The 19,350-nt window shown below is 64.0% G+C and carries 19 protein-coding genes, 1 tRNA gene and 4 pseudogenes (1 of these 24 cut by a window edge); 14 read left to right on the top strand and 10 right to left on the bottom strand.

Annotated elements, in window-relative coordinates; all coding sequences use genetic code 11:
* Together OKC30_RS07460 and ybcJ are read right to left on the bottom strand one after the other, a co-directional pair.
* A pseudogene (locus tag OKC30_RS07460) lies at nucleotides 1-4 on the bottom strand (ribosome-associated protein) (its annotated part extends 80 nt beyond the left edge of the window); the annotation flags it as partial.
* Nucleotides 5-118: 114 nt separating this feature from the next.
* Nucleotides 119-352, bottom strand: a complete 234-nt coding sequence (gene ybcJ, locus OKC30_RS07470) for a ribosome-associated protein YbcJ (RefSeq protein ID WP_010674882.1) — start codon at nucleotides 350-352, stop codon at nucleotides 119-121.
* A gap of 316 nt (nucleotides 353-668) precedes the next feature.
* Between ybcJ and OKC30_RS07475 the strand changes: the two are divergent.
* The 3 genes and pseudogenes from OKC30_RS07475 to pdxY all read left to right on the top strand — a co-directional run bounded on the left by OKC30_RS07475 (nucleotide 669) and on the right by pdxY (nucleotide 3,566).
* Nucleotides 669-1,232: pseudogene (locus OKC30_RS07475) on the top strand (VC2662 family protein).
* A gap of 77 nt (nucleotides 1,233-1,309) precedes the next feature.
* Nucleotides 1,310-2,065, top strand: a complete 756-nt coding sequence (locus tag OKC30_RS07480; protein ID WP_270809584.1) for a DUF429 domain-containing protein — start codon at nucleotides 1,310-1,312, stop codon at nucleotides 2,063-2,065.
* Nucleotides 2,066-2,702: 637 nt separating this feature from the next.
* On the top strand, nucleotides 2,703-3,566 hold the full coding sequence (gene pdxY, locus OKC30_RS07485; protein ID WP_160837410.1) for a pyridoxal kinase PdxY: 864 nt from the start codon (nucleotides 2,703-2,705) through the stop codon (nucleotides 3,564-3,566).
* 40 nt (nucleotides 3,567-3,606) lie between these two features.
* Here the strand turns inward: pdxY and OKC30_RS07490 are convergent, their stop codons facing one another.
* From OKC30_RS07490 to OKC30_RS07505, 4 genes and pseudogenes are all read right to left on the bottom strand, one after another.
* Nucleotides 3,607-3,915, bottom strand: a complete 309-nt coding sequence (locus OKC30_RS07490; RefSeq protein WP_160837408.1) for an antibiotic biosynthesis monooxygenase family protein — start codon at nucleotides 3,913-3,915, stop codon at nucleotides 3,607-3,609.
* Nucleotides 3,916-4,019: 104 nt separating this feature from the next.
* The gene (locus tag OKC30_RS07495; protein WP_160837406.1) at nucleotides 4,020-4,526 is read right to left on the bottom strand and encodes a GNAT family N-acetyltransferase; all 507 of its coding nucleotides are present in this window, start codon (nucleotides 4,524-4,526) and stop codon (nucleotides 4,020-4,022) included.
* A 101-nt stretch (nucleotides 4,527-4,627) separates the two neighbouring features.
* A complete protein-coding gene (locus tag OKC30_RS07500) occupies nucleotides 4,628-5,020 on the bottom strand; it encodes an NUDIX hydrolase (protein ID WP_039038593.1) in 393 nt (130 codons plus the stop codon).
* Between the two features lie 30 nt (nucleotides 5,021-5,050).
* A pseudogene (locus OKC30_RS07505) lies at nucleotides 5,051-5,599 on the bottom strand (class IV adenylate cyclase); the annotation flags it as partial.
* 267 nt (nucleotides 5,600-5,866) lie between these two features.
* On the opposite strand from OKC30_RS07505, the gene OKC30_RS07510 reads away from it, so the two are divergent.
* Nucleotides 5,867-6,712 carry a DUF5718 family protein gene (locus OKC30_RS07510; RefSeq protein WP_160837404.1) on the top strand — a complete coding sequence of 282 codons (846 nt, stop codon included), beginning with the start codon at nucleotides 5,867-5,869 and terminating at the stop codon, nucleotides 6,710-6,712.
* Between the two features lie 148 nt (nucleotides 6,713-6,860).
* Nucleotides 6,861-7,088 (top strand): annotated as a pseudogene (locus OKC30_RS07515) (GNAT family N-acetyltransferase); the annotation flags it as partial.
* 70 nt (nucleotides 7,089-7,158) lie between these two features.
* Here the strand turns inward: OKC30_RS07515 and OKC30_RS07520 are convergent.
* Together OKC30_RS07520 and OKC30_RS07525 are read right to left on the bottom strand one after the other, a co-directional pair.
* Nucleotides 7,159-8,547 (bottom strand): DEAD/DEAH box helicase, encoded by a 1,389-nt coding sequence (locus OKC30_RS07520; protein ID WP_160837402.1) that lies wholly within the window; start codon nucleotides 8,545-8,547, stop codon nucleotides 7,159-7,161.
* A gap of 195 nt (nucleotides 8,548-8,742) precedes the next feature.
* On the bottom strand, nucleotides 8,743-9,219 hold the full coding sequence (locus OKC30_RS07525; protein WP_069651324.1) for a glutathione peroxidase: 477 nt from the start codon (nucleotides 9,217-9,219) through the stop codon (nucleotides 8,743-8,745).
* Between the two features lie 209 nt (nucleotides 9,220-9,428).
* On the opposite strand from OKC30_RS07525, the gene OKC30_RS07530 reads away from it, so the two are divergent.
* The 4 genes from OKC30_RS07530 (at nucleotide 9,429) to OKC30_RS07550 (ending at nucleotide 13,313) form a co-directional block, all read left to right on the top strand.
* Nucleotides 9,429-10,037: a 2OG-Fe(II) oxygenase gene (locus tag OKC30_RS07530; RefSeq protein WP_270666347.1), complete on the top strand. Its 609-nt coding sequence runs from the start codon at nucleotides 9,429-9,431 to the stop codon at nucleotides 10,035-10,037.
* 200 nt (nucleotides 10,038-10,237) lie between these two features.
* Nucleotides 10,238-11,227: a D-alanine--D-alanine ligase gene (locus tag OKC30_RS07535; protein WP_010674866.1), complete on the top strand. Its 990-nt coding sequence runs from the start codon at nucleotides 10,238-10,240 to the stop codon at nucleotides 11,225-11,227.
* 190 nt (nucleotides 11,228-11,417) lie between these two features.
* Entirely contained in the window at nucleotides 11,418-12,167 is a 750-nt protein-coding gene (locus OKC30_RS07540; protein WP_160837400.1) for a tRNA-uridine aminocarboxypropyltransferase, read from the top strand.
* 366 nt (nucleotides 12,168-12,533) lie between these two features.
* Nucleotides 12,534-13,313: a TSUP family transporter gene (locus OKC30_RS07550; RefSeq protein ID WP_270666345.1), complete on the top strand. Its 780-nt coding sequence runs from the start codon at nucleotides 12,534-12,536 to the stop codon at nucleotides 13,311-13,313.
* A gap of 52 nt (nucleotides 13,314-13,365) precedes the next feature.
* Here the strand turns inward: OKC30_RS07550 and OKC30_RS07555 are convergent, their stop codons facing one another.
* A complete protein-coding gene (locus OKC30_RS07555) occupies nucleotides 13,366-14,298 on the bottom strand; it encodes a LysR family transcriptional regulator (protein WP_069651321.1) in 933 nt (310 codons plus the stop codon).
* 51 nt (nucleotides 14,299-14,349) lie between these two features.
* Complete coding sequence (locus OKC30_RS07560) at nucleotides 14,350-15,267, bottom strand: DMT family transporter (RefSeq protein ID WP_010674861.1); 918 nt, start codon at nucleotides 15,265-15,267, stop codon at nucleotides 14,350-14,352.
* 169 nt (nucleotides 15,268-15,436) lie between these two features.
* Between OKC30_RS07560 and OKC30_RS07565 the strand changes: the two genes are divergently transcribed.
* The 5 genes from OKC30_RS07565 to OKC30_RS07585 all read left to right on the top strand — a co-directional run bounded on the left by OKC30_RS07565 (nucleotide 15,437) and on the right by OKC30_RS07585 (nucleotide 19,347).
* Nucleotides 15,437-16,324 (top strand): helix-turn-helix domain-containing protein, encoded by an 888-nt coding sequence (locus OKC30_RS07565; RefSeq protein ID WP_103261986.1) that lies wholly within the window; start codon nucleotides 15,437-15,439, stop codon nucleotides 16,322-16,324.
* Between the two features lie 62 nt (nucleotides 16,325-16,386).
* Nucleotides 16,387-16,509 carry a hypothetical protein gene (locus tag OKC30_RS07570; RefSeq protein ID WP_256094327.1) on the top strand — a complete coding sequence of 41 codons (123 nt, stop codon included), beginning with the start codon at nucleotides 16,387-16,389 and terminating at the stop codon, nucleotides 16,507-16,509.
* 76 nt (nucleotides 16,510-16,585) lie between these two features.
* Nucleotides 16,586-18,220, top strand: coding sequence for an ATP-dependent endonuclease (locus OKC30_RS07575; RefSeq protein ID WP_010674859.1), 1,635 nt, complete (start codon nucleotides 16,586-16,588; stop codon nucleotides 18,218-18,220).
* A 106-nt stretch (nucleotides 18,221-18,326) separates the two neighbouring features.
* Nucleotides 18,327-19,046: a hypothetical protein gene (locus OKC30_RS07580; RefSeq protein WP_270664126.1), complete on the top strand. Its 720-nt coding sequence runs from the start codon at nucleotides 18,327-18,329 to the stop codon at nucleotides 19,044-19,046.
* Nucleotides 19,047-19,270: 224 nt separating this feature from the next.
* Nucleotides 19,271-19,347, top strand: a tRNA-Met gene (locus OKC30_RS07585).
* Nucleotides 19,348-19,350 lie beyond the last annotated feature (3 nt).

The following is a 19,350-nucleotide window of genomic DNA, read 5'->3' on the forward strand; positions in this document are numbered from 1 at the left end:
GGCAGGATCAGAGGATCTCGGGGCTGACGCCTTCCTTCACCACGACCTTCATGCCGTTGAAGTTGACCACCTGCTCGGCGGCTGTGCTGGGTAGCGCTTGCGTGGCAGGGCGTCAGGATCAGAGGATCTCGGGGCTGACGCCTTCCTTCACCACGACCTTCATGCCGTTGAAGTTGACCACCTGCTCGGCGACTATCTTGCAGCGTTTGCGGGTCTCGACCTGACCGTCCACTTCCACCAGGCCTTCGGCGACCAGCGCCTTGGCGGCACCGCCACAATCGGCCCAACCCTGATGCTTGATCAGGTCACACAAGGCAACGAAGGGGTGACCTTCGAGCAGAAACGTCTCCATGGGAAATCCTCTAGCTGGATGAATGGCTGAAACAGCGGGGGCTCATTCTAGGCAGTTAGGCGGGGCAGGGAAAGGGCCCGGGCCGAATTGCCCCGAAAAAGGGGCGAGCACAGGCAAAAAAACCAGCCCGACCGGGCTGGTTGTGTCTCTGGGTGCCACTGGCGCTCAAGGGAGTTTCACCACCGCTTCCCCCGTCACGCCGAGAGAGCCATCCCCGGATTCAGACGAGAGGTGACGCAGGGAAAGGGCCGGGGTCTCGTCCCCCGGGGCCTGCGCTGGTACCCTTGAGCCACACCCTCTTCACAAGGAATCCCCGATGAAACCGTTCGCCCTGCTGCTCGGCTGTGGTGCCCTGACCCTTGCCGGTGTCGCCCAGGCCAGCACGCCGGTCCAGATCTCCCTGCCCGGTGTCAACCTGCCCTCGTCCAATCAGGTGGAAGGGGCACGGGCTTCCTTCCTCTACGGCCGCACCGGCCAGGTGAAGGGGATCGATCTGCCGGTGTTCGCCCTCTCCGACGTGGATCAGTTCACCGGTCTGCAGCTTGGTGTGTTCTTTGGCGCGAGCCGGGTGCGCCACTAGTTTGGCGGGGTCGCCATCAACGCCGTTAACTGGCACGAAGGGCAGGATACCGGCCTCAATCTGGGCTTCGTCAACCTGACCAACAATGTGAAGGGGCTCAACTGGGGGGCGGTCAACATCGCCCAGGGCAATGCCCTGGCCAACGTCGGCTTCGTCAACTATGCCGAACGCACCACGTTCCAGCTGGGATTCGTCAATGCCACCAAGCACCTGGACGGCTTGCAGATTGGCCTGGCCAACTACGCCGAGAACGGCATCTTCCCCATTCTGCCCCTGATCAACTTCAAGAAATCCTTCTAGGGACCAACTTGCCCTTGCTTTAGGAGGGGCAGCCATTACCCTGTGCTCCATCAAGGCTGCACAGAGGTAACAGGGGCATGACAACGGAACACATGGACGCCATCGGCATCGGCTGGGACGTGAGGGGCTGGCAGGGCAATGCCCAGGCGGTGGCGGTGGTGGGTTGGCAGGCCCGGGAGTCGCGTCTGCACTGGCTCGGGATCTCCCCCCTGTTTCGCCTGAGCTCCCGGGTCGCGCCGGATCTGGATGCCCTGCTGCGCCCGGCCCTGCAAGACGAGGTGGCGCTGATGCAGGTGCTGGCCTGCCCGCGCTTTGCTCTCGGCATCGATGCGCCCCTGGCCTTTCCCCGCGCCCTCGCCGATCTGCTGGCGGGGCGGGGGAGCGGCTTTCCCGTGCCCCAGCGGGAGATTGACAACCCTTACGCCTACCGGGATTGCGAGCGCTGGCTCCATCAGCACTATGGCAAGAAGCCCCTCTCCGCCACCTTCGACAGGCTCGGCAACAACGCCACCCTGGCCCTCTCCATGCTGCCGCGCCTCGGGGATCTGCAACTGGTGCCAAAACGGGCGAGGGCTGCCGGGCGCGCGGTGCTGGAGGTCTATCCCGCCCTGGCCAAAATGGGGGGCAAAGCCTCTGCTGTGCGGCCCGAGCTGCAACCCCACCTGCCAGCAATCCTCATCCCTGGAACGGATCCCTATGATGCCGCGCTCTGCGCCCTGATGGCCCTGCAATATGCGGCCGAAGGGGCCGTCACCTCGCTGCCTGCTCTGGTGGACCTGCCGGAGGAGATGGCACCGGACGAAGGCTGGGTCTACCACTTCGCCCGGGATTGAGACGCCCAAGCACCGCGCTCCCTCTGACGACTGCTGGCGACTCGCTGTAGTCACGGCACTGGTGACGTGACTTGCTGTCGCCACTGCGTATGGCTTGTCGTTGCCACGGTGTCAGGCAAGGGTAGGCCGTGTTCGTCCTGTGATCTTCCGACGTCTCCTTGACCCTTGCCCTTGTTGCCTTATTTTGCGACTGCCGACTGCCGACTGCCGACTGCCGACTGCCGACTGCCGACTGCCGACTGCCGACTGCCGACTGCCGACTGCCGACTGCCGACTGCCGACTGCCGACTGCCGACTGCCGACTGCCGACTGCCGACTGCCGACTGCCGACTGCCGACTGCCGACTGCCGACTTGCGCCTTTTCATCGGACCTCATCCTTGATCCCGACTGTTCATGGTTGATTGAAAAACCACCTTGTATGCCATCAGACAAGAGACGTACAAGTACATTTATCACCCCGCAGCAGCGGGCAGATGGCTCCAGGGTTGTGCAGAAACTGGGTCGTGGCGGTCAAATATGCGGCAGGTTAGGCCTGCAGAAGCATAAATAGGGAGTCAGGGCGTTAATTGCTGGAAGAGCCGTCTCTTCATCCGATATATTGCCTCTTTTCCTCAGGCTTCTTGTGCGGTGGTGTCGATGAAACGCATTCTCTCTATCCAGTCCCACGTGGTGTTTGGCTGTGCCGGCAACAGTGCCGCCGTGTTCCCCATGCGCCGTCTCGGCATGGAGGTGTGGCCCATCAATACGGTGCAGTTCTCCAACCACACCCAGTACGAGGCGGGTTGGCAGGGAATGGCGATGCCGGCGGGCCACATTGCCGCCTTGTGCCAGGGGCTTTGCAATATCGAGGTGCTGGCGCGCTGCGATGCGGTGCTGAGCGGTTATCTGGGCTCGGCGGAGCAGGGGGACGAGATCCTGGCGGTGGTGGCGGCGGTGAAGCGAGCCAATCCGGCGGCCCTCTATTTCTGCGATCCCGTGATGGGGCATCCGGAGAAGGGGTGCATCGTCGCCCCGGGCGTCACCCGCTTTCTCACCGAGCAGGCCCTGCCGGTGGCGGACATCATGGCCCCCAATCTGCTGGAGCTGGAGACCCTGTGCGATGTCCATCTGACAACCCTGGCCCAGACCCGGGTCGCCGCACGCCAGTTGCTGGAGAAGGGGGTGAAGATGGTGCTGGTCAAGCACCTGGGTCGCGCCGCCAGCGTCCCCGGCCGCTTCGAGATGCTGCTTGCCACCCCCGAGGGAGACTATCTGATCGCCCGTCCCCTTTACGATTTCGCGCGCCAACCGGTGGGCGTGGGGGATCTCATCAGCGCCCTGATGCTGGCCAACCTGCAGGCGGGATATGAGGGGGTGAGTGCCTTCGAGCGCACCAACGCCGCGGTGGATGCGGTGCTGAGACAGACCTGGGAGGCGAATGCCTACGAGCTGCAGCTCATCGCGGCCCAGAGCGCCTTTGCCGAGCCGCAGATTGCCCACAGGGCCGAGCGACTGGCCTGACGCCATTGATCAGCCCGTGACGGGACTGGCTGATCAAGGTTCAGCTTGCGGCGCTGATCGGTGTTGCATCCTGAAAATGATCGACCCTGGGGAAGGGGTCGTAGAAGTGGTGCAGCAGGGCCTTCCACTCCTGGTACCGGGGGGAGCCCCTGAACCCCCGGGTGTGATCTTCCAACCGTTCCCACTGCACCAGCAGCAGGTAGTGATGGGGATCGTCCAGGGCACGCTGCAACTGGTGGCCCAAGTAGCCGGGCATGGCGCTGATGATGTGCTGGGCCCGGGCGAAGGCCTGCTCGAAGTCAGTGGCCTTGCCGGGAATGATCTGCAGATGGGCGACTTCCAATATCATGATGGCTCCTTGCCGATGAGTCTGATTGAACCAAAAACCTATGTACGCCGAGCCTTGGAGGGGGCAAGACCGGCACGCTGTCCGGTCTTGCCAGGCCGTCTGCCTCAGAGCTGCTTGTAGAAGAACTGGGTGGCGGCGAGGGTGCCGTCCCCATTGCGGGCGAAGTCCGGGATCTGGCCGGCCTCCTGATAGCCGAGCTGGCGATAGAGGCTGGAGGCCACGTCGCCGACCCGGGTATCCAGCACCAGCAAGGTACGCCTGGCGTCCTGGGCCCCTTGCTCCATGGCGTTCATCAGGGCGCGGCCCACCCCCTTGCCACGGGCCTGGCTGTGAACCATCAGCTTTTCCACTTCGGCCCTGTGGCCCCCGTTGGCCTTGGTGCACAGGGAGAGCTGCAGGGCGCCCACCAGATGGTGCTGATCAAACGCCACCCAGAGCTTGCGCACTCCATCCGCCAGCTCCCCCTCGATGCCTTGCCAGTACGCCAGCCCCTGCTCTTCCTGCAGGGGAGGCAGAAAGCCCACCGAGGCACCGCTGGCCACGCAATCTTGCAGCAGGGCGATCAGCGCCGGTTTGATGCCTCTGGTGCTCTCGACCTCAAGGATCTCCATTGAATGTCCTCATCTTCTCTCTTGGCCCACGTGGGGGATTAACGTCTCGGGCGCGGACTCTCCTGCCGGTGCCATTATCATCCGGTCAGGTGCGCCGTCTCTTAATGGATCAGTCCCTGCGCTGCCAGCCACTGGAACAGCAGGCGGGAGACGGGGGAGACTTCGGCCAGGTGGCGGCTGTCCAGCCAGCGCAGCTCGGCGATCTCCGCCGAGGCGACGGGCGTGCCGTCGGCGTCCCCCGTGTAGCAACGCAGATTGACATTCACCCCTTGCGGCTTGCCGTCCGCCTGGGCGCTGAACTCGCAGGCGAACGCCAGGGTGTCGGGTTTCAGGGTGACCGCGAGCTCTTCCTCGATTTCACGAACGAGGGCCGCCTCGTCGCTCTCGCCCGGCTCGCGCTTGCCCCCCGGTATGTAGTAGATGTCCTTGCCGTGGGAGCGGGCGCACAGCAGTTGTCCCTCCTTGAAGGTCAGCCAGGCGAGTTTGTCGATCATGGGCAGATTCCTCTTGTTGCCGCTTGTCAAAGGGGGGGCTCGCTGCTCGCACAGGGTGCGATAGGAGCGGGTTTCCCGCATCTCGGGCGCCAGTCCCAGCCGGCTAGCCAGCGCCAGCAACTGCGCGCGGTAGGCGGGCAGGGCGGTCTCGTCGTCAGTCATGATGGCGAGCTCGGCAAAATCACCGACGCCTGCTAGGTGATCCACCGTGACGTGGAAGGCCCCCAGAAAATAGATGCTGCGCCGCTTGTCGATGGTCAGCACCGGCTGGTAGCCCAGGGTGCGCACCATGCTGGCCGCCTTGTCCGCATCGGGGATGTTGACCGCCTCGCAGCGATCGGGTCCGGGCCCTTTGACTATCCAGAGCCGGATGCCCTTGGGGGCCATGGTGCGGATGATCAGGCTCTTCTCCTCCCGGGCCAGGGCGCCATCTGCCGTGTCGAAGTAGCAGTCCTGCTCATGATTGTCCGCCACCATCACCTCGGGGCCGAGGGCCGTGAGGGTATGTACAAAGGCGGCGCTGTCCGTCAGGCGGTATTTGAACTCCACCTCGAAGCGCCCCTGAAAGTGGGTGGTCATGGCCTTGCGACGGCTCCCGAACGGCAAATGAATAGGGCAGCCTAGCAAAAGTGCCGGGCTCTCCCAAGCATCGGGATCACAGCTTCGCATCGACTGCTGGCTTTATGACCAGATGGTGAGGGAAAATCCGCCCTGGTGCACAGCTTGTGGCCCGGTGGCTGGGCGCCGTACGGGGGCTGTGCTCTAATAAGCCCCCTCTTTGGCGGTATTTCCGCCCTGAACAACGACAACGAGGCGGCGGCCCCGGCCGCGCCAGTGGAGCCACAGATGCAGATCACCTCACAGACCCCCTTTATCGGACTGGGCGTGGCGGGCAACTTCGCCGGTCACCTGGAGCAGGCAGGGGAGGCGGCGGACTTCGTCGCCGTCAAGGTTGACGACAAGGTCGCCCCCAAGGCGCTGTTCCCCTTCTATGTGCCGAACCATCCCGGCCAGCTCGGGGTCTTCCCGTTGAGCGGCGATGCCATCTTCCTGCCGGAGGCGGCGGTGAGCGGGGACGAGAAGGTGCAGATTGAACCCGAGGTGGCGCTGTGGTGCGAGCTGGAGTACGCGGGGGAGCAGGTGGTGGCCATCCATCCCAAGGCGTTTGGCGCCTACAACGACTGCTCCATCCGTCGCCCTAATGCCAAAAAGATCAGCGAGAAGAAGAACTGGGGTGAAGAGAGCAAGGGGCTGGCCGCGAACTTGGTGCCCCTGACCCACTTTGCCGCAGGATGCGAGCTCGATGACTACCGCATCGCCTGCTATCTGGAGCGGGACGGGGAGCTGCACCCCTACGGGATCGACAGCGCGGCGGTGGACTACAGCTACTTCCACGGTCAGTTGCTGGCGTGGGCCATCGACAAGTTCAACCATCAGCAGGACGAAGGCCCGGCCGAGCATATCCAGGGGCTGCTGGCCCAGGCGGGGCGCCCGGCCCATGCGCTCATCAGCATTGGCGCCACCCGCTACACCCCCTTTGGCGAGACCCACTTCCTCGCTCCCGGTGACACCGCCTGCGTGGTGGTCTACCCCGCCAGTCGCTACAGCGAGAGCGACATTCGCGAAGCCATTCGCTGCCGCACCTTTGGCCCGGATGTCTCCGCCTTGCTCCAGGCAGTTAGGAGCAGGTAATAGTTAGGATTTATTAATTTAGCTAGGGAAGGTGCGAATAAGTCATATGGCACGAGAGCATTTACTGGTAACCCATTGATATTAAATGACTAAAATTTTCATTTTTTGTTCTTGGGATACTTGTTCGCACTTTCCCTAGATAAAATACATCGAGATGCTCTTCATCGCCCCCGAGGCGAGAGGGGGAGGGGTCGGCCGCCAGCTAGTGGACCACGCCATCCGTTGTCTGGGGGCGACTCGCGTGGACGTCAACGAACAGAATGCCCAGGCTGTCGGCTTCTACCAGCACCTGGGCTTCGAGGTGACGGGGCGCTCCCCCCTGGATGGCCAGGGCAAGCCCTATCCCCTGCTGCACATGGCCTTGGCCGCCGGTTAAGGGCGCCAGAGCATAAAAAAACTGCCCGGGACGTGGGCGGTTTTTTGTGTCAGGTCGGCAGCTATCTGCCTCACTCCTCGCTGGAGTTGTCCTGATAGTCGCCCCGCTGGGCCTTGGGCAGACGGCGCATAGGGGCGAAACCGATGTCATCGCCTACCACTTCCCGCTTGCGGGACTTGTTTTGCGCAGGCTGGGCAGGCTTCTTGGCGCCATCCCCTTTGCCTTTCCCGGCGGCGGGCTTGCCCTTGGCGTTGGCATGGCCACGGGCGCGGGGCGGGTTTTGCACCGGCTTGCTGCCCGGCAGGGTCTGGCGGCTCGGCTTGCCGCTCGGCTCGTATCCTTCCAGGATCTCCACGGTCAGGGATTGGCCGATCAGCGCCTCGATCTCCTTGAGCTGACCCAGCTCGTCCTGGCTCACCAGAGAGATGGCCTCGCCGCCACGGCCGGCGCGGCCGGTGCGGCCGATGCGGTGGATGTAATCCTCCGCCATCTGGGGCAGCTCGAAGTTGATCACGTGGGGCAGTTGATCGATGTCCAGGCCGCGAGCGGCGATGTCGGTGGCAACCAGCACCCGCACCTTGCCTTCACGAAAATCCGCCAGCGCCCGGTTGCGGGCCCCCTGGCTCTTGTCACCGTGGATGGCGACCGTATCCAGGCCATCTTTCTGCATTTGCTGGGCGAGCCTGTCGGCAATCTGCTTGGTGCGCACGAACACCAGCACCCGCTGCCAGTTGCCACGGCCAATCATGTGGGAGAGCATCTCCCGGCGGCGCTCCCGATCGACCTGGATGATGCGCTGGCTTACCTGCTCTGCGGCGGTGTTGCTGGGATCCACCTCGATGAGGGTGGGATCCTTGAGCAGATCGTCCGCCAGCGCCTTGATGTCATTGGAGAAGGTGGCAGAGAACAGCAGGGTCTGACGCTCCTCCGGCAGGGCCTTCATGATGCGGCGAATGTCGGTGATGAACCCCATGTCGAGCATTCTGTCCGCTTCATCCAGCACCAGTACCTCGAGGGCGCTCAGGGTCAGGGCGCCCTGGGTCAGCAGATCCAGCAGGCGGCCCGGGGTGGCGACCAGAATGTCGACCCCGAGCTTGATGGCGTCCAGGTTCGGCTTGATGCTGACGCCGCCATAGGCGATCAGGGTACGAAACGGCAGGTGGTGGGCATATTTGATGATGCTCTCGCCCACCTGGGCGGCCAGCTCCCGGGTCGGGGTCAGCACTAGGGCTCGCACCTGGCGACGACCACCACGGCCGTGGTTGGCCAGCAGTCGATGAAGCATGGGCAGGGTGAAACCGGCCGTCTTGCCCGTGCCTGTCTGGGCGCCGCCCAGCACGTCCTGCCCGGCCAGGATGGCGGGAATGGCTTGCTGCTGGATGGGGGTGGGTTGTTCGTAACCCAGCTCCTTGACGGCCCGCAGGATGTGCGGTGACAGACCCAGTTCATTGAATGACATGTTCGAGGGACACTCCGAGCCTTGGGCTCAACGGGTGACGGCAGCCTTGGTCCGTCACGACATGGAAAATAGGGTGGGTCGCCATCGAGGCTGGGCCTGAGCCCGGCAAAGCGACCGCACAAGAGACAGTGGGCGCGTAATATAGCAGATGCGAGGCGCACGCGCAGCAGCCGTGTCGCGAGCGGCGCACGCCCGTCAGAGCAGTCCCTCGATGGCCTGCACCAGATCCTCCGGTCTGGTCTGGGGGGCGAAGCGCTCCACCACCCGGCCTTCACGGTCAATCAGGAACTTGGTGAAGTTCCACTTGATGGCCTCGCTGCCAAGGAGTCCGGGCTTTTGCTCCTTGAGCCAGCGATAGAGGGGGTGGGCCCCGGCGCCGTTGACCTCGCATTTGGCCATCAGGGGGAAGCTGACCGGGTAGTCGAGCGAGCAGAAGCGGGCGATCTCCTCGGCATCGCCCGGCTCCTGATGGCCGAACTGATCGCAGGGAAAACCCAGGATCTCGAAGCCTTGGGGGCCGAACTGGCGATAGAGGGCCTCAAGCCCGGTGTATTGGGGGGTAAAACCGCAGCGGCTTGCCACGTTGACCACCAGCACGACACGGCCCTGCAGATCGGCGGTGGACCAGGCCGTGCCATCGAGTCGTTGCAGGGGGATGAGGGGCAGGGGCATGGTTTCTCCTGATGCAAGAGGGGCGACAAGGCGCCCGGGGGACAATCCTTGCACGTTAACGGGCCGAGGGCCGGGGAGCAAGGGGGAGGGCGTCTGTGCCCCCCAGACTCCTATTGATGGCGGGACTTCTCAAGAGAAGCAATCCAGTTTGTGCCGATGGTCCGAAGTCGCTACAAAGCGCACTCTCTCCCCTCGCTGCGAGCCTATCTTTGGACTATCAAGCCGTCATGGATGCCATCTACACCCGGGGTTGGGTGATAGTGGATGATTTTTTAACCGCCGCCGAGGTGGATGCCCTCAAGGCTTGCCTGCCGGACGAGTGGCGACCGGCGGGGATCGGGCGCGAGACCCTGCATCAGGACAACCGCGATATCCGTCGGGATCAGATCCACTGGCTCGACGCCTCCCTCGGCGCGCCGGTGGCCGACTATCTGGCCCGGATGGAGTCCCTGCGTCTGGCCGCCAATCGCAGCCTGATGCTGGGGCTGTTCGACTACGAGGCCCACTTTGCCCGCTACCTTCAGGGGGACTTCTACGCCACCCATCGCGACGCCTTCGCCGGGCGATCCAACCGCCGGCTCACCTCGGTGTTCTACCTGAACAACGACTGGCAGCCAGAGGCGGGGGGAATATTGCGGGTCTATGACGACAGCGAGCAGTTTCTGATGGATGTCTCCCCCCGGGGCGGGCGGCTGGTGCTCTTCCTGTCTGAAGAGTTTCCCCACGAGGTGCTGCCCGCAAGCCGGGAGCGCTACAGCATTGCCGGCTGGTTTCGGGTCAACGGCAATGGCGCCGGGCGGGTCGATCCCCCCCGCTGAGCGCATTTCATCCTGTTTCTGACACAGGAAGAGACTTTTATCTGCCCGGGCAGGGGGAGGTGCGCCCCATCGGCTGACAAGGCTTCCCCTCCCTTGCTACACTGCCCGCACTTATGTTCGTTTCTGGCTTCGTCCGGTTTTCATGCGGTTGGGTTTGACATGGTGATGACGAAGCCGCTTCTCCCAAGGGATCACATCTAATGAAGAACATGCATGTCTTGCTGCTGTGCGGCGGTGGCGGCTCCGAGCACGAAGTCTCGCTGCGCAGCGCCAATTTCCTCGAAAAACAGCTCGGGCTCCTGCCCGGTATCGAAGTGACCCGGGTCGAGATGTTTGCCGACCGCTGGCTCTCCGCCGACGGTCGCGAGTGCAAGCTGGGGCTGGACAAGCTGCTCTCGTTCGACAGCGTGGCCCGTCCGGTGGACTACGTGGTGCCCTGCATCCACGGCTATCCCGGTGAGACCGGCGATCTGCAATCCTTCCTCGAGCTGGCCGGCCTGCCTTATCTGGGTTGTGACGCCGAGGCGAGCAAGGTGTGCTTCAACAAGATCACCACCAAGCTGTGGCTCACCGCCATCGGCATCCCCAATACCCCCTACCTGTTCCTGACCGAGCAAGGCGAGGCGAGCCTGATCGAGGCAAAAGCGGCGCTGGCCAAGTGGGGCAAGGTCTTCATCAAGGCGGCCTCCCAGGGCTCTTCCGTGGGTTGCTACTCCGCCAGCAACGAGGCAGACCTGGTGAAGGGCATTGCCGATGCCTTCGGTTACTCCGAGCAGGTATTGATCGAAAAAGCGGTCAAGCCCCGCGAGCTGGAAGTGGCGGTCTACCAGTATGGTGACGAGCTGGTGGCCACCTATCCGGGGGAGATCTGCGTACCCCAGGACAAGTTCTACACCTATGAAGAGAAGTACAGCAGCGCCAGTCACACCGAGACCGCGCTCAAGGCCGAGGGGCTGACTCAGGCGCAGGCTGACGCCATTCACGAGTACGCCTTGAAGGCGTTCCGTCAGCTCAAGCTGACCCATCTGTCGCGCATCGACTTCTTCCTGACCGAAGAGGGGGAGATTTTGCTCAACGAGATCAACACCTTCCCGGGCATGACCTCCATCTCCATGTTCCCGAAACTGCTGGAGCACCATGGCCACAGCTTCGCGCACTATCTGGAGCAGATCCTGCGAAAGGCGGTCTGACGTCGCCAGACCCGTTTGCAACGGATGGTGAGTAGGGGCCTCAGGGCCCCTTTTTCATGGGGGCGAGGCGGGCAGAACGCGGGGAGGGAAGGGGGCAGGGCGCCGCCCGGCAAGCCTTGCCGCCAGGAGGGCGCACCGTTACAATCAGCCCCCTTTTGTCCCGCCACAGGCACCGTCAGAGCCGCGTTCCATGAAGCCCATCCCCGATCACGCCGTCAACCGCCTGCGCATCTGGCGCAAGAGCGTCTCGACCCGACCCTTTCTTGCCCGTGGCGGCAGCGTGCCACGCTGCGATGCCTGCCAGCTGCGCCACGACTGGTGTGCCTGCGACTGGCGCCCGGCGCTCAAGGCCGAGGCCGGTTTTTGCCTCATGATGTATGACAGCGAGCCCATGAAGCCCTCCAACACCGGGCGCCTCATCGCCGACGTGCTGCCGGACTCCACCTGGGCCTTTCTCTGGTCGCGTACCGAACCCCATCCCGAGCTGCTGGCCCTGCTGGCGGATCCCGCCTGGCAGCCCTACGTGGTCTTTCCCGCCTGCGAGAAAGCGCCCGACCGCCTGACCGGCGAGGTGGTACTGGCCCCGGGCAAGAAGCCGCTGTTCATCCTGCTGGACGGCACCTGGCCCGAGGCGCGCAAGATGTTCAACAAGAGTCCCTATCTGGACGGCTTCCCGGTACTCGCCATCAAGCCGGATGCGCTCTCTACCTACGGCATGCGGGTCGCCCACAGCGACGAGCACCTGTGCACCGCCGAGGTGGCCGCCTGCGTGCTGGAAGTGGCCGGGGAGCTACGGGCGGGGCAGGCGCTGCAGCTCTGGTTCAATCTCTTCAGCAGCCGCTACATGGCTGGTCGGGTGAGCCGTGCGCCCGGCGAGGATGAAGCGCCCCTGCTGGAGGGGCTGGAGACCATCAAGGGCCAGAGCCGCGCTCTGGATTAATCCTCATCAGCAGCCGTTACATGGCTGGTCGGGTGAGCCGTGCGCCCGGTGCGGATGAAGCGCCCCTGCTGGAGGGGCTGGAGGCCATCAAGGGCCAGAGACGCGCTCTGGATTAATCCTCTTCAGCAGCCGCTACATGGCTGGCCGGGTAAGCCGTGCTCCCGGTGAGGATGAAGCGCCCCTGTTGCAGGGGGTGGCGGTTATCAAAGCACAGACCCTCTCGCACGTTGATTGATGAAAATAAGGAATTAGTTGGCTGCCATTGTTTCGTTAGCTTCATGAGCCTGCCCTCGCTAGGATAGCGACCTGTTGACTCCTTCAGGCTCCAGGCCATGCCGGGCGCCGCCAATCACACGAGGTCTATGGATGGAACTGGAACTGCTCACCCTGGTCGCCCTCTTCGGGGTGGCCCTCATCGCCGGCTTTATCGACGCCATCGCCGGGGGCGGGGGGCTCTTGACGGTGCCGGCCCTGCTGGCCACCGGCATGCCGCCAGCCCTGGTGCTTGGCACCAACAAGTTGCAGAGCAGTTTCGGTTCCTTCTCCGCCACCTGGTTCTATGCCCGCAAGGGGCTCCTTGAGTGGGCCATCATCTGGCCGGCGGTCATCTGCACCTTCATCGGGGCGGCCATCGGCACTCTGGCGGTGCAGACCATCGATGCCGCCATCCTGGAGCGGCTGCTCCCCTTCCTGCTGATGGCGTTTGCCTGCTACTTCTACTTCTCCCCCAGGGTGAGCGATGCGGAGAGCCAGCGTCGCCTCACTCCCATGGCGTTCGCCCTGCTGGTGGGCGGGGGCGTGGGCTTTTATGACGGCTTCTTCGGGCCGGGCACGGGGTCGTTTTTTGCCATCGGTTTCGTGGCCCTGGCGGGCTTTGGCATGGCGCGGGCCACCGTCCACACCAAGCTGCTCAACTTCACTTCCAACATCGCTTCCCTGCTCTTCTTCACCCTGGGGGGCAAGGTGGTGTGGAGCGTGGGGCTGTGCATGGCGCTGGGGCAGTTCATCGGGGCGCGCATGGGCTCCAAGCTGGTGCTCAAGAAAGGGGTGAAGCTCATCAAGCCGCTGCTGGTGACCGTCTCCCTGGTGATGTCCGCCAAGCTGGTGTGGAGCCAGTACCCCGAGCTCTTTGCCTGGCTGGGCTGAGCCGATATCCCCCATGACGAGGGCCCGATCGCAGATCGGGCCCTCTTGCGTTTCAGCCCAGTGCCGTCAGTTGCCGGAAATGGGCTTGCAGCGCCTGCACCAGGCGGGCAATGCGATCGCGCTTGAGGCTGTTTGGCCGATAGACCAGGTGGAGCGGGCGGCCCAGTCCCGGCAGGGGGCGTGCCTGTGTCCCCTGCTCACCCACCAGCGCCAGCAGGCCGGCGGGCAGGAGCACGGGGCCAATGCCTGCCTTGGCCAGCTCGATCAGCGCCAGGTAGGAATCGAGCTCCATGGCGGGGATAAGCCCGAGGGCGGCCAGGGGCTCGCGCAGATAGCGGTTGGAGGGGTTCTCCAGATCCATGGTCAGGATCTTGCGCACCTTGCCCTGCATCCCCTGACTCACGTCGCCTTCAGCCAGTTGCTTGCTGGTCACAGTTTCTTGCAAGGCGCCCTGGTGATCCGGCTGCGCCGCCTCATCCAGAGCCTCCCCCACCAGATAGAAGGGCTCCTCCAGCAGCCGTTCGGCACACAGCCCATGGCCAGGCGGCAGGCGGCCGGCGCAGATCCCGAGCAGGGCATCCCCGCCGCGCACCCGGGCCAGAATGACCGGGGTGTGGTGGGTAGAGAGGGCAATGTGGGGATCCCGTTCAAGATAGGCGTGCATGAAGCGGGCGAGGTAGCCCGCCAGCAGGGTTTCGGAGCAGGCGATGGACAGAGGGGTCTGATCCGTGAGGATCTGGCTGTCCGCCAGCACCCCCTTCATTTCGGCGAGGCTCGGGGCTACCCGGGCGAGCAGTTCACGGGCCTGGGGAGTGAGGCGGATATGACGGCCATCCGGCTCGATGAGCTTCTTGCCAAGGCGCTGCTCCAGCTGGGCGATGCGCTTGCTGACCGCCGACTGACTGATATAGAGGCGGCTTGCAACCTTGGCCATGGTGCCCTCGCTTGCCAGCAGGCAGAGTGTCTCCAGCCCTTCCAGTAACATGCGTCCTCCCTCCTCGTGTGTTGGACGCGGTTACCTTAGGGGCTGGTGGCATCAGGGGCAAGTACCGTTTGCGGCCCTTGATAGCGGCCAGCGCCACGCCTTGACGGGGGGCGCGAAGATCACCAGGTTGCCAATGAGACTCACCACCACGCCGACGATGGAGACCGTCTGCCAGACAAAGCCTTCATAGAAGGTGGAGAGGGTGAGGGCCACCAGGGGGAAGAGCACGGTGGCGTAGGCCGCCTTGCTGGCACCGATGCGCCCCACCAGGGTGAGGTAGGCGGTGAAGGCGATGACGGAGCCGAAGATGGCCAGATAGACCATGGCGGCGAGGTAGCGCGGGTCGGTGGGCAGGGTGAGTGACTGACCGAGTACCGTGACCCAGCCCAGCAGCAGCGCCACGCCGTAGACCATGCCCCAGGGTACCATCTGCAATACGTGATAGCCCTGGCGCTGTCCCCGGGCGGAGACCAGGTTGCCCAGGGAGAAGCAGAGAGTGCCGGCGCAGGCAAAGAGCAAGCCCTTCCAGCCGTTTGCACCCAGTTGCGCATCCGCCAGCACCGGCCAGAAGAGCAGCAGGGTGCCAAGCAGCCCCAGCAACGATCCTTGCAGCCAGCGCAGGCCCGGTCGTTTACCCTCGAACAGCCAGAGATTGAGGCCGTTGAAGATACTGGCGCTGGCGAAAATCACCGCCGACAGACCGCTCGGGATATAGAGGGTGGCGTGGTAGAAACAGAGGAAGTTGGTGGAAAAGAGCAACGCGCCGAGCAGGGCTGCATAACGCTGGCCCGCCCAGGGCAGGCGCGGAAACTTGCCGCTCACCGTGAGCAGGGTGAACAGGGCCAGGGCCGCCAGGGCGAAACGATAGAGCACCGAGACCTCGATGGGGATGGGGCCGAGCTGCCAGGCGATGGCAATCCAGGTGCTGCCCCAGATGAGGACGGTGGAAACATAGAGCATCAGATTCATGGTGTGATCCCATCAAGAGAAGATGATGTGATCAGCATGAACCGGGAGGCGGGGTGCCGGCTTGCACCATCTTGCGGTTTTTTCAACGGAGGCGCAGCCTTTGACCATGAGGCGCGATAAGATGGCGACAGGAAAGGGGCGGGAGAGGGACGCAAGCGTGCAGCATGCCATGCAGCAGACAAGACAAACGGGGGTCTTTGATGCCCTGGTGAGCACCGGTGCCAGACTGGAGGACTCCTGCTGGCTGGAGCCCGGGCTCGGGGTGGCGAGCTGGTGCAACCGCTACGATCAGACCCGCTACCACAAGCCGGGCAACCACACCATCAGCGTCTACCTGCAGGGGGGCGAGCAGACCGAGCGGCTGGACGGCCCCGGTGGCCATGGTGGTGCCGGCAAGGTGTGCATCATGCCGGATCACCACAGGTCCGAGTGGTTGGTGCGCGAGGAGTTTCGCTTCTTCCACCTCTACTTCACCCCCGCCCACTTCACCCGCATCGCCGAGCAGGCGTGTGACAAGGAGGGGCGTCATCTGCAACTGGAAGACAAGACCTTCATCGACGATCCCCAGGCGGTGGCCCTGGTGCAGGGGCAATTGATGAAGCTGGACTGGCAGCACGGCATCGATCGCATGGCGCTCTCCCACGGTGCCTGGATGCTGATGCTGCACGCCTATCGCCATCACACCCGCGAGGCCCCGGCGCTGCCGGAAGTGCGCGGCGGCCTGGCCCCGGCCGTGGTGCGCCGGGTGCAGGAGTATCTGCAGGCTCACCTGGCCGAGCCGGTCACTCTGGGAGAGCTCGCCCGGGAGGCGGGTCTGAGCGAATACCACTTCGCCCGGATGTTCGGGCAGAGCCTGGGCTGTCCGCCCCACCGCTACCTGCTCGGGCTGCGGCTCAAGCGGGCCAAGCAGTTGCTGGCGGGAAGCGAGCCCCTGGCCAGCATCGCCGCCCAGTGCGGCTTCTCCTCCCAGGCCCATTTTGGCAACCGCTTTCGGGAGGCGTTCGGCCTGAGCCCGGGCCAGTGGCGAGCCCAGTTGTCATTCTCCTGTCACAGATAACCCTGAGACTCTGGGCAAAAGAGGTGTACCCTCTGTCTCTTGTCCATTGAAAGGAATGCCCATTGAATCATCGCAAACGTCAGACCCGTACTCGCCATCTCTGGTTCAACCACTGGAATGCCCCCCTCTATCGCGCCACCCAGCCGACGCCGCCCGAACCGCTCGTTCCTCACAGTTCCCGCTGAAAACGCCGTAACCCGATAGGATTTTTCCGGCAACTTTGCCACTATTGCGCCATCAGGATGGACTGGATATGGCCGCATGTTTCTGGAACGCATTGAAGTCAAAGGTTTTCGCGGAATAAATCGCCTCTCCCTCGGGCTGGACAACACCACTGTGCTCATCGGCGAAAACGCCTGGGGCAAATCCAGCCTGCTGCGGGCCCTCTGGTGCCTGCTGGGGGATGCCGAGCCCTATCAATTTGGTCAGGATGATTTTCATCGGCCGGAAGATCCCGAGCTCGAACCCTCGCGCACGCTGCAACTGGTGCTCACCTTCAGCGAGTATCGTCCCCAGATGTGCCAGCACTCCCGCCGTCTGGCCCGCCTCGGGGCGGCCTGGATCCCGCACAAGGACAAGTTCCACCGGGTGCATTATCGTGCCAGTGCCGAGTTGCAGGACGATGGCAGCGTGCTCACCACCCACGACTTTCTCGACGGCATCGGCAAGAGCCTGACCATCGACAACAACGAGGCGCTGGTGCGTCTGCTCATCACCATGAATCCGGTGTTCAGGCTGCGGGATGCCCGTACCGCCAGGGATGGTATCGAGCGGCTGCCCTGGGGGGATCTGTGCGAGCAGCGGCTGGACGAGCTGGCCGGCAAGCTCACCGATGAGCCCCAGCGCATCGGCGAGCCAGAACTCAAGGAGGCGCTGCAGGCGGTGCAGCAGTTGATGGAGCACTACTTCAGCGCCCTGGCGCCCATCAAGCACAAGCCTCGCAGCCAGCGGGATATCGTCAATCGCCCCATGACCCTGCGCAATCCCGGCAACCTGCAGGTGCTGCTGCGCAATGCGGACAACCGGGCGCTGCAACTGGCCATGGCGGGCATGGCGGCCATGCTGCTCCACGCCCGGGGCAACCGGGAGCTGGAGGAGGGGGCCAGACCCATACTGATGCTGGAAGACCCCGAGAGTCGCCTGCATCCCACCATGCTGGCCCTGGCCTGGGGTCTGCTGGAGCAGTTGCCCGGCCAGAAGCTGCTCACCACCAACTCGGGGGACCTGCTCTCCTCCTTGCCCCTCAATCAGGTGCGCCGTCTGGTGCGCCGCCAGCAGGACATCCTCTGCCATCAGTTGGGAGGGGAGCGCTACAGCAGCGACGATCTGCGCAAGATTGCCTTCCATGTGCGCATCAACAGGCCCATGTCGATGTTTGCCCGCTGCTGGCTGCTGGTGGAAGGGGAGACCGAGATCTGGCTGCTCTCGGAGCTGGCCCAGATCTGCGGCTACAGCCTGCGGGCGGAGGGGGTGCGCATCATCGAGTTCGCCCAGTGCGGCCAGGCCCCCCTCATCAAGGTGGCCCGGGACTTTGGCATAGAGTGGCACCTGCTCACCGACGGTGACGAGGCGGGCGCCAAGTATGCAAGCTCCGCCCGCTCCCTGCTCAAGGGGGAGCGCGAGCGGGATCGGCTGACCCAGTTGCCGGCGGCAGACATAGAGCACTACCTCTACCAGAACGGGTTCGAGGGGGTGTTCCGGCGTGAGGCGGGGGTCGGGGGGCGCTCCACCCTCAACGCCGGGCGCATCATCGCCAAGGCGATCCACCATCGCAGCAAGCCAGGCATGGCCCTGGCGGTGGTGGAGGAGGCGGAGCGCCTCGGCAGCGAGCACATTCCCCCTGTGCTCAAGCAGATGTTTGCCCGGGTGGTTGCCCTTGCCCGGGGACAAAGCTGACCGGCGACGTTGGGAAGACGGAGGGAGTTTGGATATACTCCCTGCCTCTTGTCCTTCCTTACCCTGTGATGGGTGCACCCGCACCCGGACTGCTGCCGGAGACCCTATGTTCGTCCAACTTCCTTTTTGGCTCTTTCCCCTGACCGGTCTGATGGCCCTGGGGGCCCTGATCGCTGTGGGGCTCGTCCTGTGGCGCGGGGATCTCTGCCCGGGCCAGCGCTCGCGGATCACTACCCAGCTCTTCTCGGTCTGGGTGATCACCGGGCTCTCTCTGATGCTGGCGGTGGAGGCCAAGGTTGCGGGCTGGCTCATCTGGAGTGGGGGGGGCGCCCTGGTGCTCGGTATCGTGCTCTCCCTGGTCCAGTCTCGCCTGGAGGGCAAGCGCGCCATCCCCGCCACCCTGCTGTGGTTGCCCGCCATGCCGCTCGCCCTCTACGGGCTGGGTCTGATGCAGATCCAGGGCTGGCTCGGCGGCCTGCTGCAGATGGTACTGCTGGGGTCGGCCTTTGCCCACCTGATGCTGCTGCGTGCCCGCCACCGCCTGCAAGCCTTCAATCTGCTGCTGCCCCTGGCGGGGCTCGTCTCCGCCATCCTGAGTCTTATCTGGCTGGCGGTGCTGGTGGGTTGGCAGGGGAGCAGCGCCGGGCTCGACCCGCTGATCCCCGGGGTAGTGACCCAGGCTGGCCTGCTGGTCGCAGCCCTGTTGCTCTGGTTCAGCCCCATCTACCGTCAGCAGGAGACGGCCCCCGTGGTGGTCTCCGTGACCCTGTGCGGCCTCATCATCGCCCAGATTGCGGCGACCAGCGTGTTGCACCAGCTGGCCTGATCCCGGCGCATTCTCCCGCCCGCACCTTGTCGTGCGGGCTTTTTTTATGGGAAAGAGGGTAAAGGCGGGGAGGGGCCTGAGGGGGAAGAGATCGCTAGCTGCCTGAAAAAACTGCGATTTGTTGCAAAAGAGCGCAGTATGTGACGGTTTAATCCCCGAATAAACTTTTTTTAGGATATTTACTTGCAATCTCAGCGTTGGCGCCTATTATGGGCGACCTCGGACGCGGGGTGGAGCAGCTCGGTAGCTCGTCGGGCTCATAACCCGAAGGTCGTCGGTTCAAATCCGGCCCCCGCAACCAACT

The organism is Aeromonas sp. QDB18, from assembly GCF_027705325.1.
GTDB classification, from domain to species: domain Bacteria; phylum Pseudomonadota; class Gammaproteobacteria; order Enterobacterales; family Aeromonadaceae; genus Aeromonas; species Aeromonas caviae.

Excerpts from the sequence above, each read along its gene's own strand:
- ybcJ (WP_010674882.1), bottom strand. The coding sequence starts at position 352 with ATGGAGACGTTTCTGCTCGAAGGTCACCCCTTCGTTGCCTTGTGTGAC.
- OKC30_RS07480 (WP_270809584.1), top strand. The coding sequence starts at position 1,310 with ATGACAACGGAACACATGGACGCCATCGGCATCGGCTGGGACGTGAGG.
- pdxY (WP_160837410.1), top strand. The coding sequence starts at position 2,703 with ATGAAACGCATTCTCTCTATCCAGTCCCACGTGGTGTTTGGCTGTGCC.
- OKC30_RS07490 (WP_160837408.1), bottom strand. The coding sequence starts at position 3,915 with ATGATATTGGAAGTCGCCCATCTGCAGATCATTCCCGGCAAGGCCACT.
- OKC30_RS07495 (WP_160837406.1), bottom strand. The coding sequence starts at position 4,526 with ATGGAGATCCTTGAGGTCGAGAGCACCAGAGGCATCAAACCGGCGCTG.
- OKC30_RS07500 (WP_039038593.1), bottom strand. The coding sequence starts at position 5,020 with ATGATCGACAAACTCGCCTGGCTGACCTTCAAGGAGGGACAACTGCTG.
- OKC30_RS07510 (WP_160837404.1), top strand. The coding sequence starts at position 5,867 with ATGCAGATCACCTCACAGACCCCCTTTATCGGACTGGGCGTGGCGGGC.
- OKC30_RS07520 (WP_160837402.1), bottom strand. The coding sequence starts at position 8,547 with ATGTCATTCAATGAACTGGGTCTGTCACCGCACATCCTGCGGGCCGTC.
- OKC30_RS07525 (WP_069651324.1), bottom strand. The coding sequence starts at position 9,219 with ATGCCCCTGCCCCTCATCCCCCTGCAACGACTCGATGGCACGGCCTGG.
- OKC30_RS07535 (WP_010674866.1), top strand. The coding sequence starts at position 10,238 with ATGAAGAACATGCATGTCTTGCTGCTGTGCGGCGGTGGCGGCTCCGAG.
- OKC30_RS07540 (WP_160837400.1), top strand. The coding sequence starts at position 11,418 with ATGAAGCCCATCCCCGATCACGCCGTCAACCGCCTGCGCATCTGGCGC.
- OKC30_RS07550 (WP_270666345.1), top strand. The coding sequence starts at position 12,534 with ATGGAACTGGAACTGCTCACCCTGGTCGCCCTCTTCGGGGTGGCCCTC.
- OKC30_RS07555 (WP_069651321.1), bottom strand. The coding sequence starts at position 14,298 with ATGTTACTGGAAGGGCTGGAGACACTCTGCCTGCTGGCAAGCGAGGGC.
- OKC30_RS07560 (WP_010674861.1), bottom strand. The coding sequence starts at position 15,267 with ATGAATCTGATGCTCTATGTTTCCACCGTCCTCATCTGGGGCAGCACC.
- OKC30_RS07565 (WP_103261986.1), top strand. The coding sequence starts at position 15,437 with ATGCAGCAGACAAGACAAACGGGGGTCTTTGATGCCCTGGTGAGCACC.
- OKC30_RS07575 (WP_010674859.1), top strand. The coding sequence starts at position 16,586 with ATGTTTCTGGAACGCATTGAAGTCAAAGGTTTTCGCGGAATAAATCGC.
- OKC30_RS07580 (WP_270664126.1), top strand. The coding sequence starts at position 18,327 with ATGTTCGTCCAACTTCCTTTTTGGCTCTTTCCCCTGACCGGTCTGATG.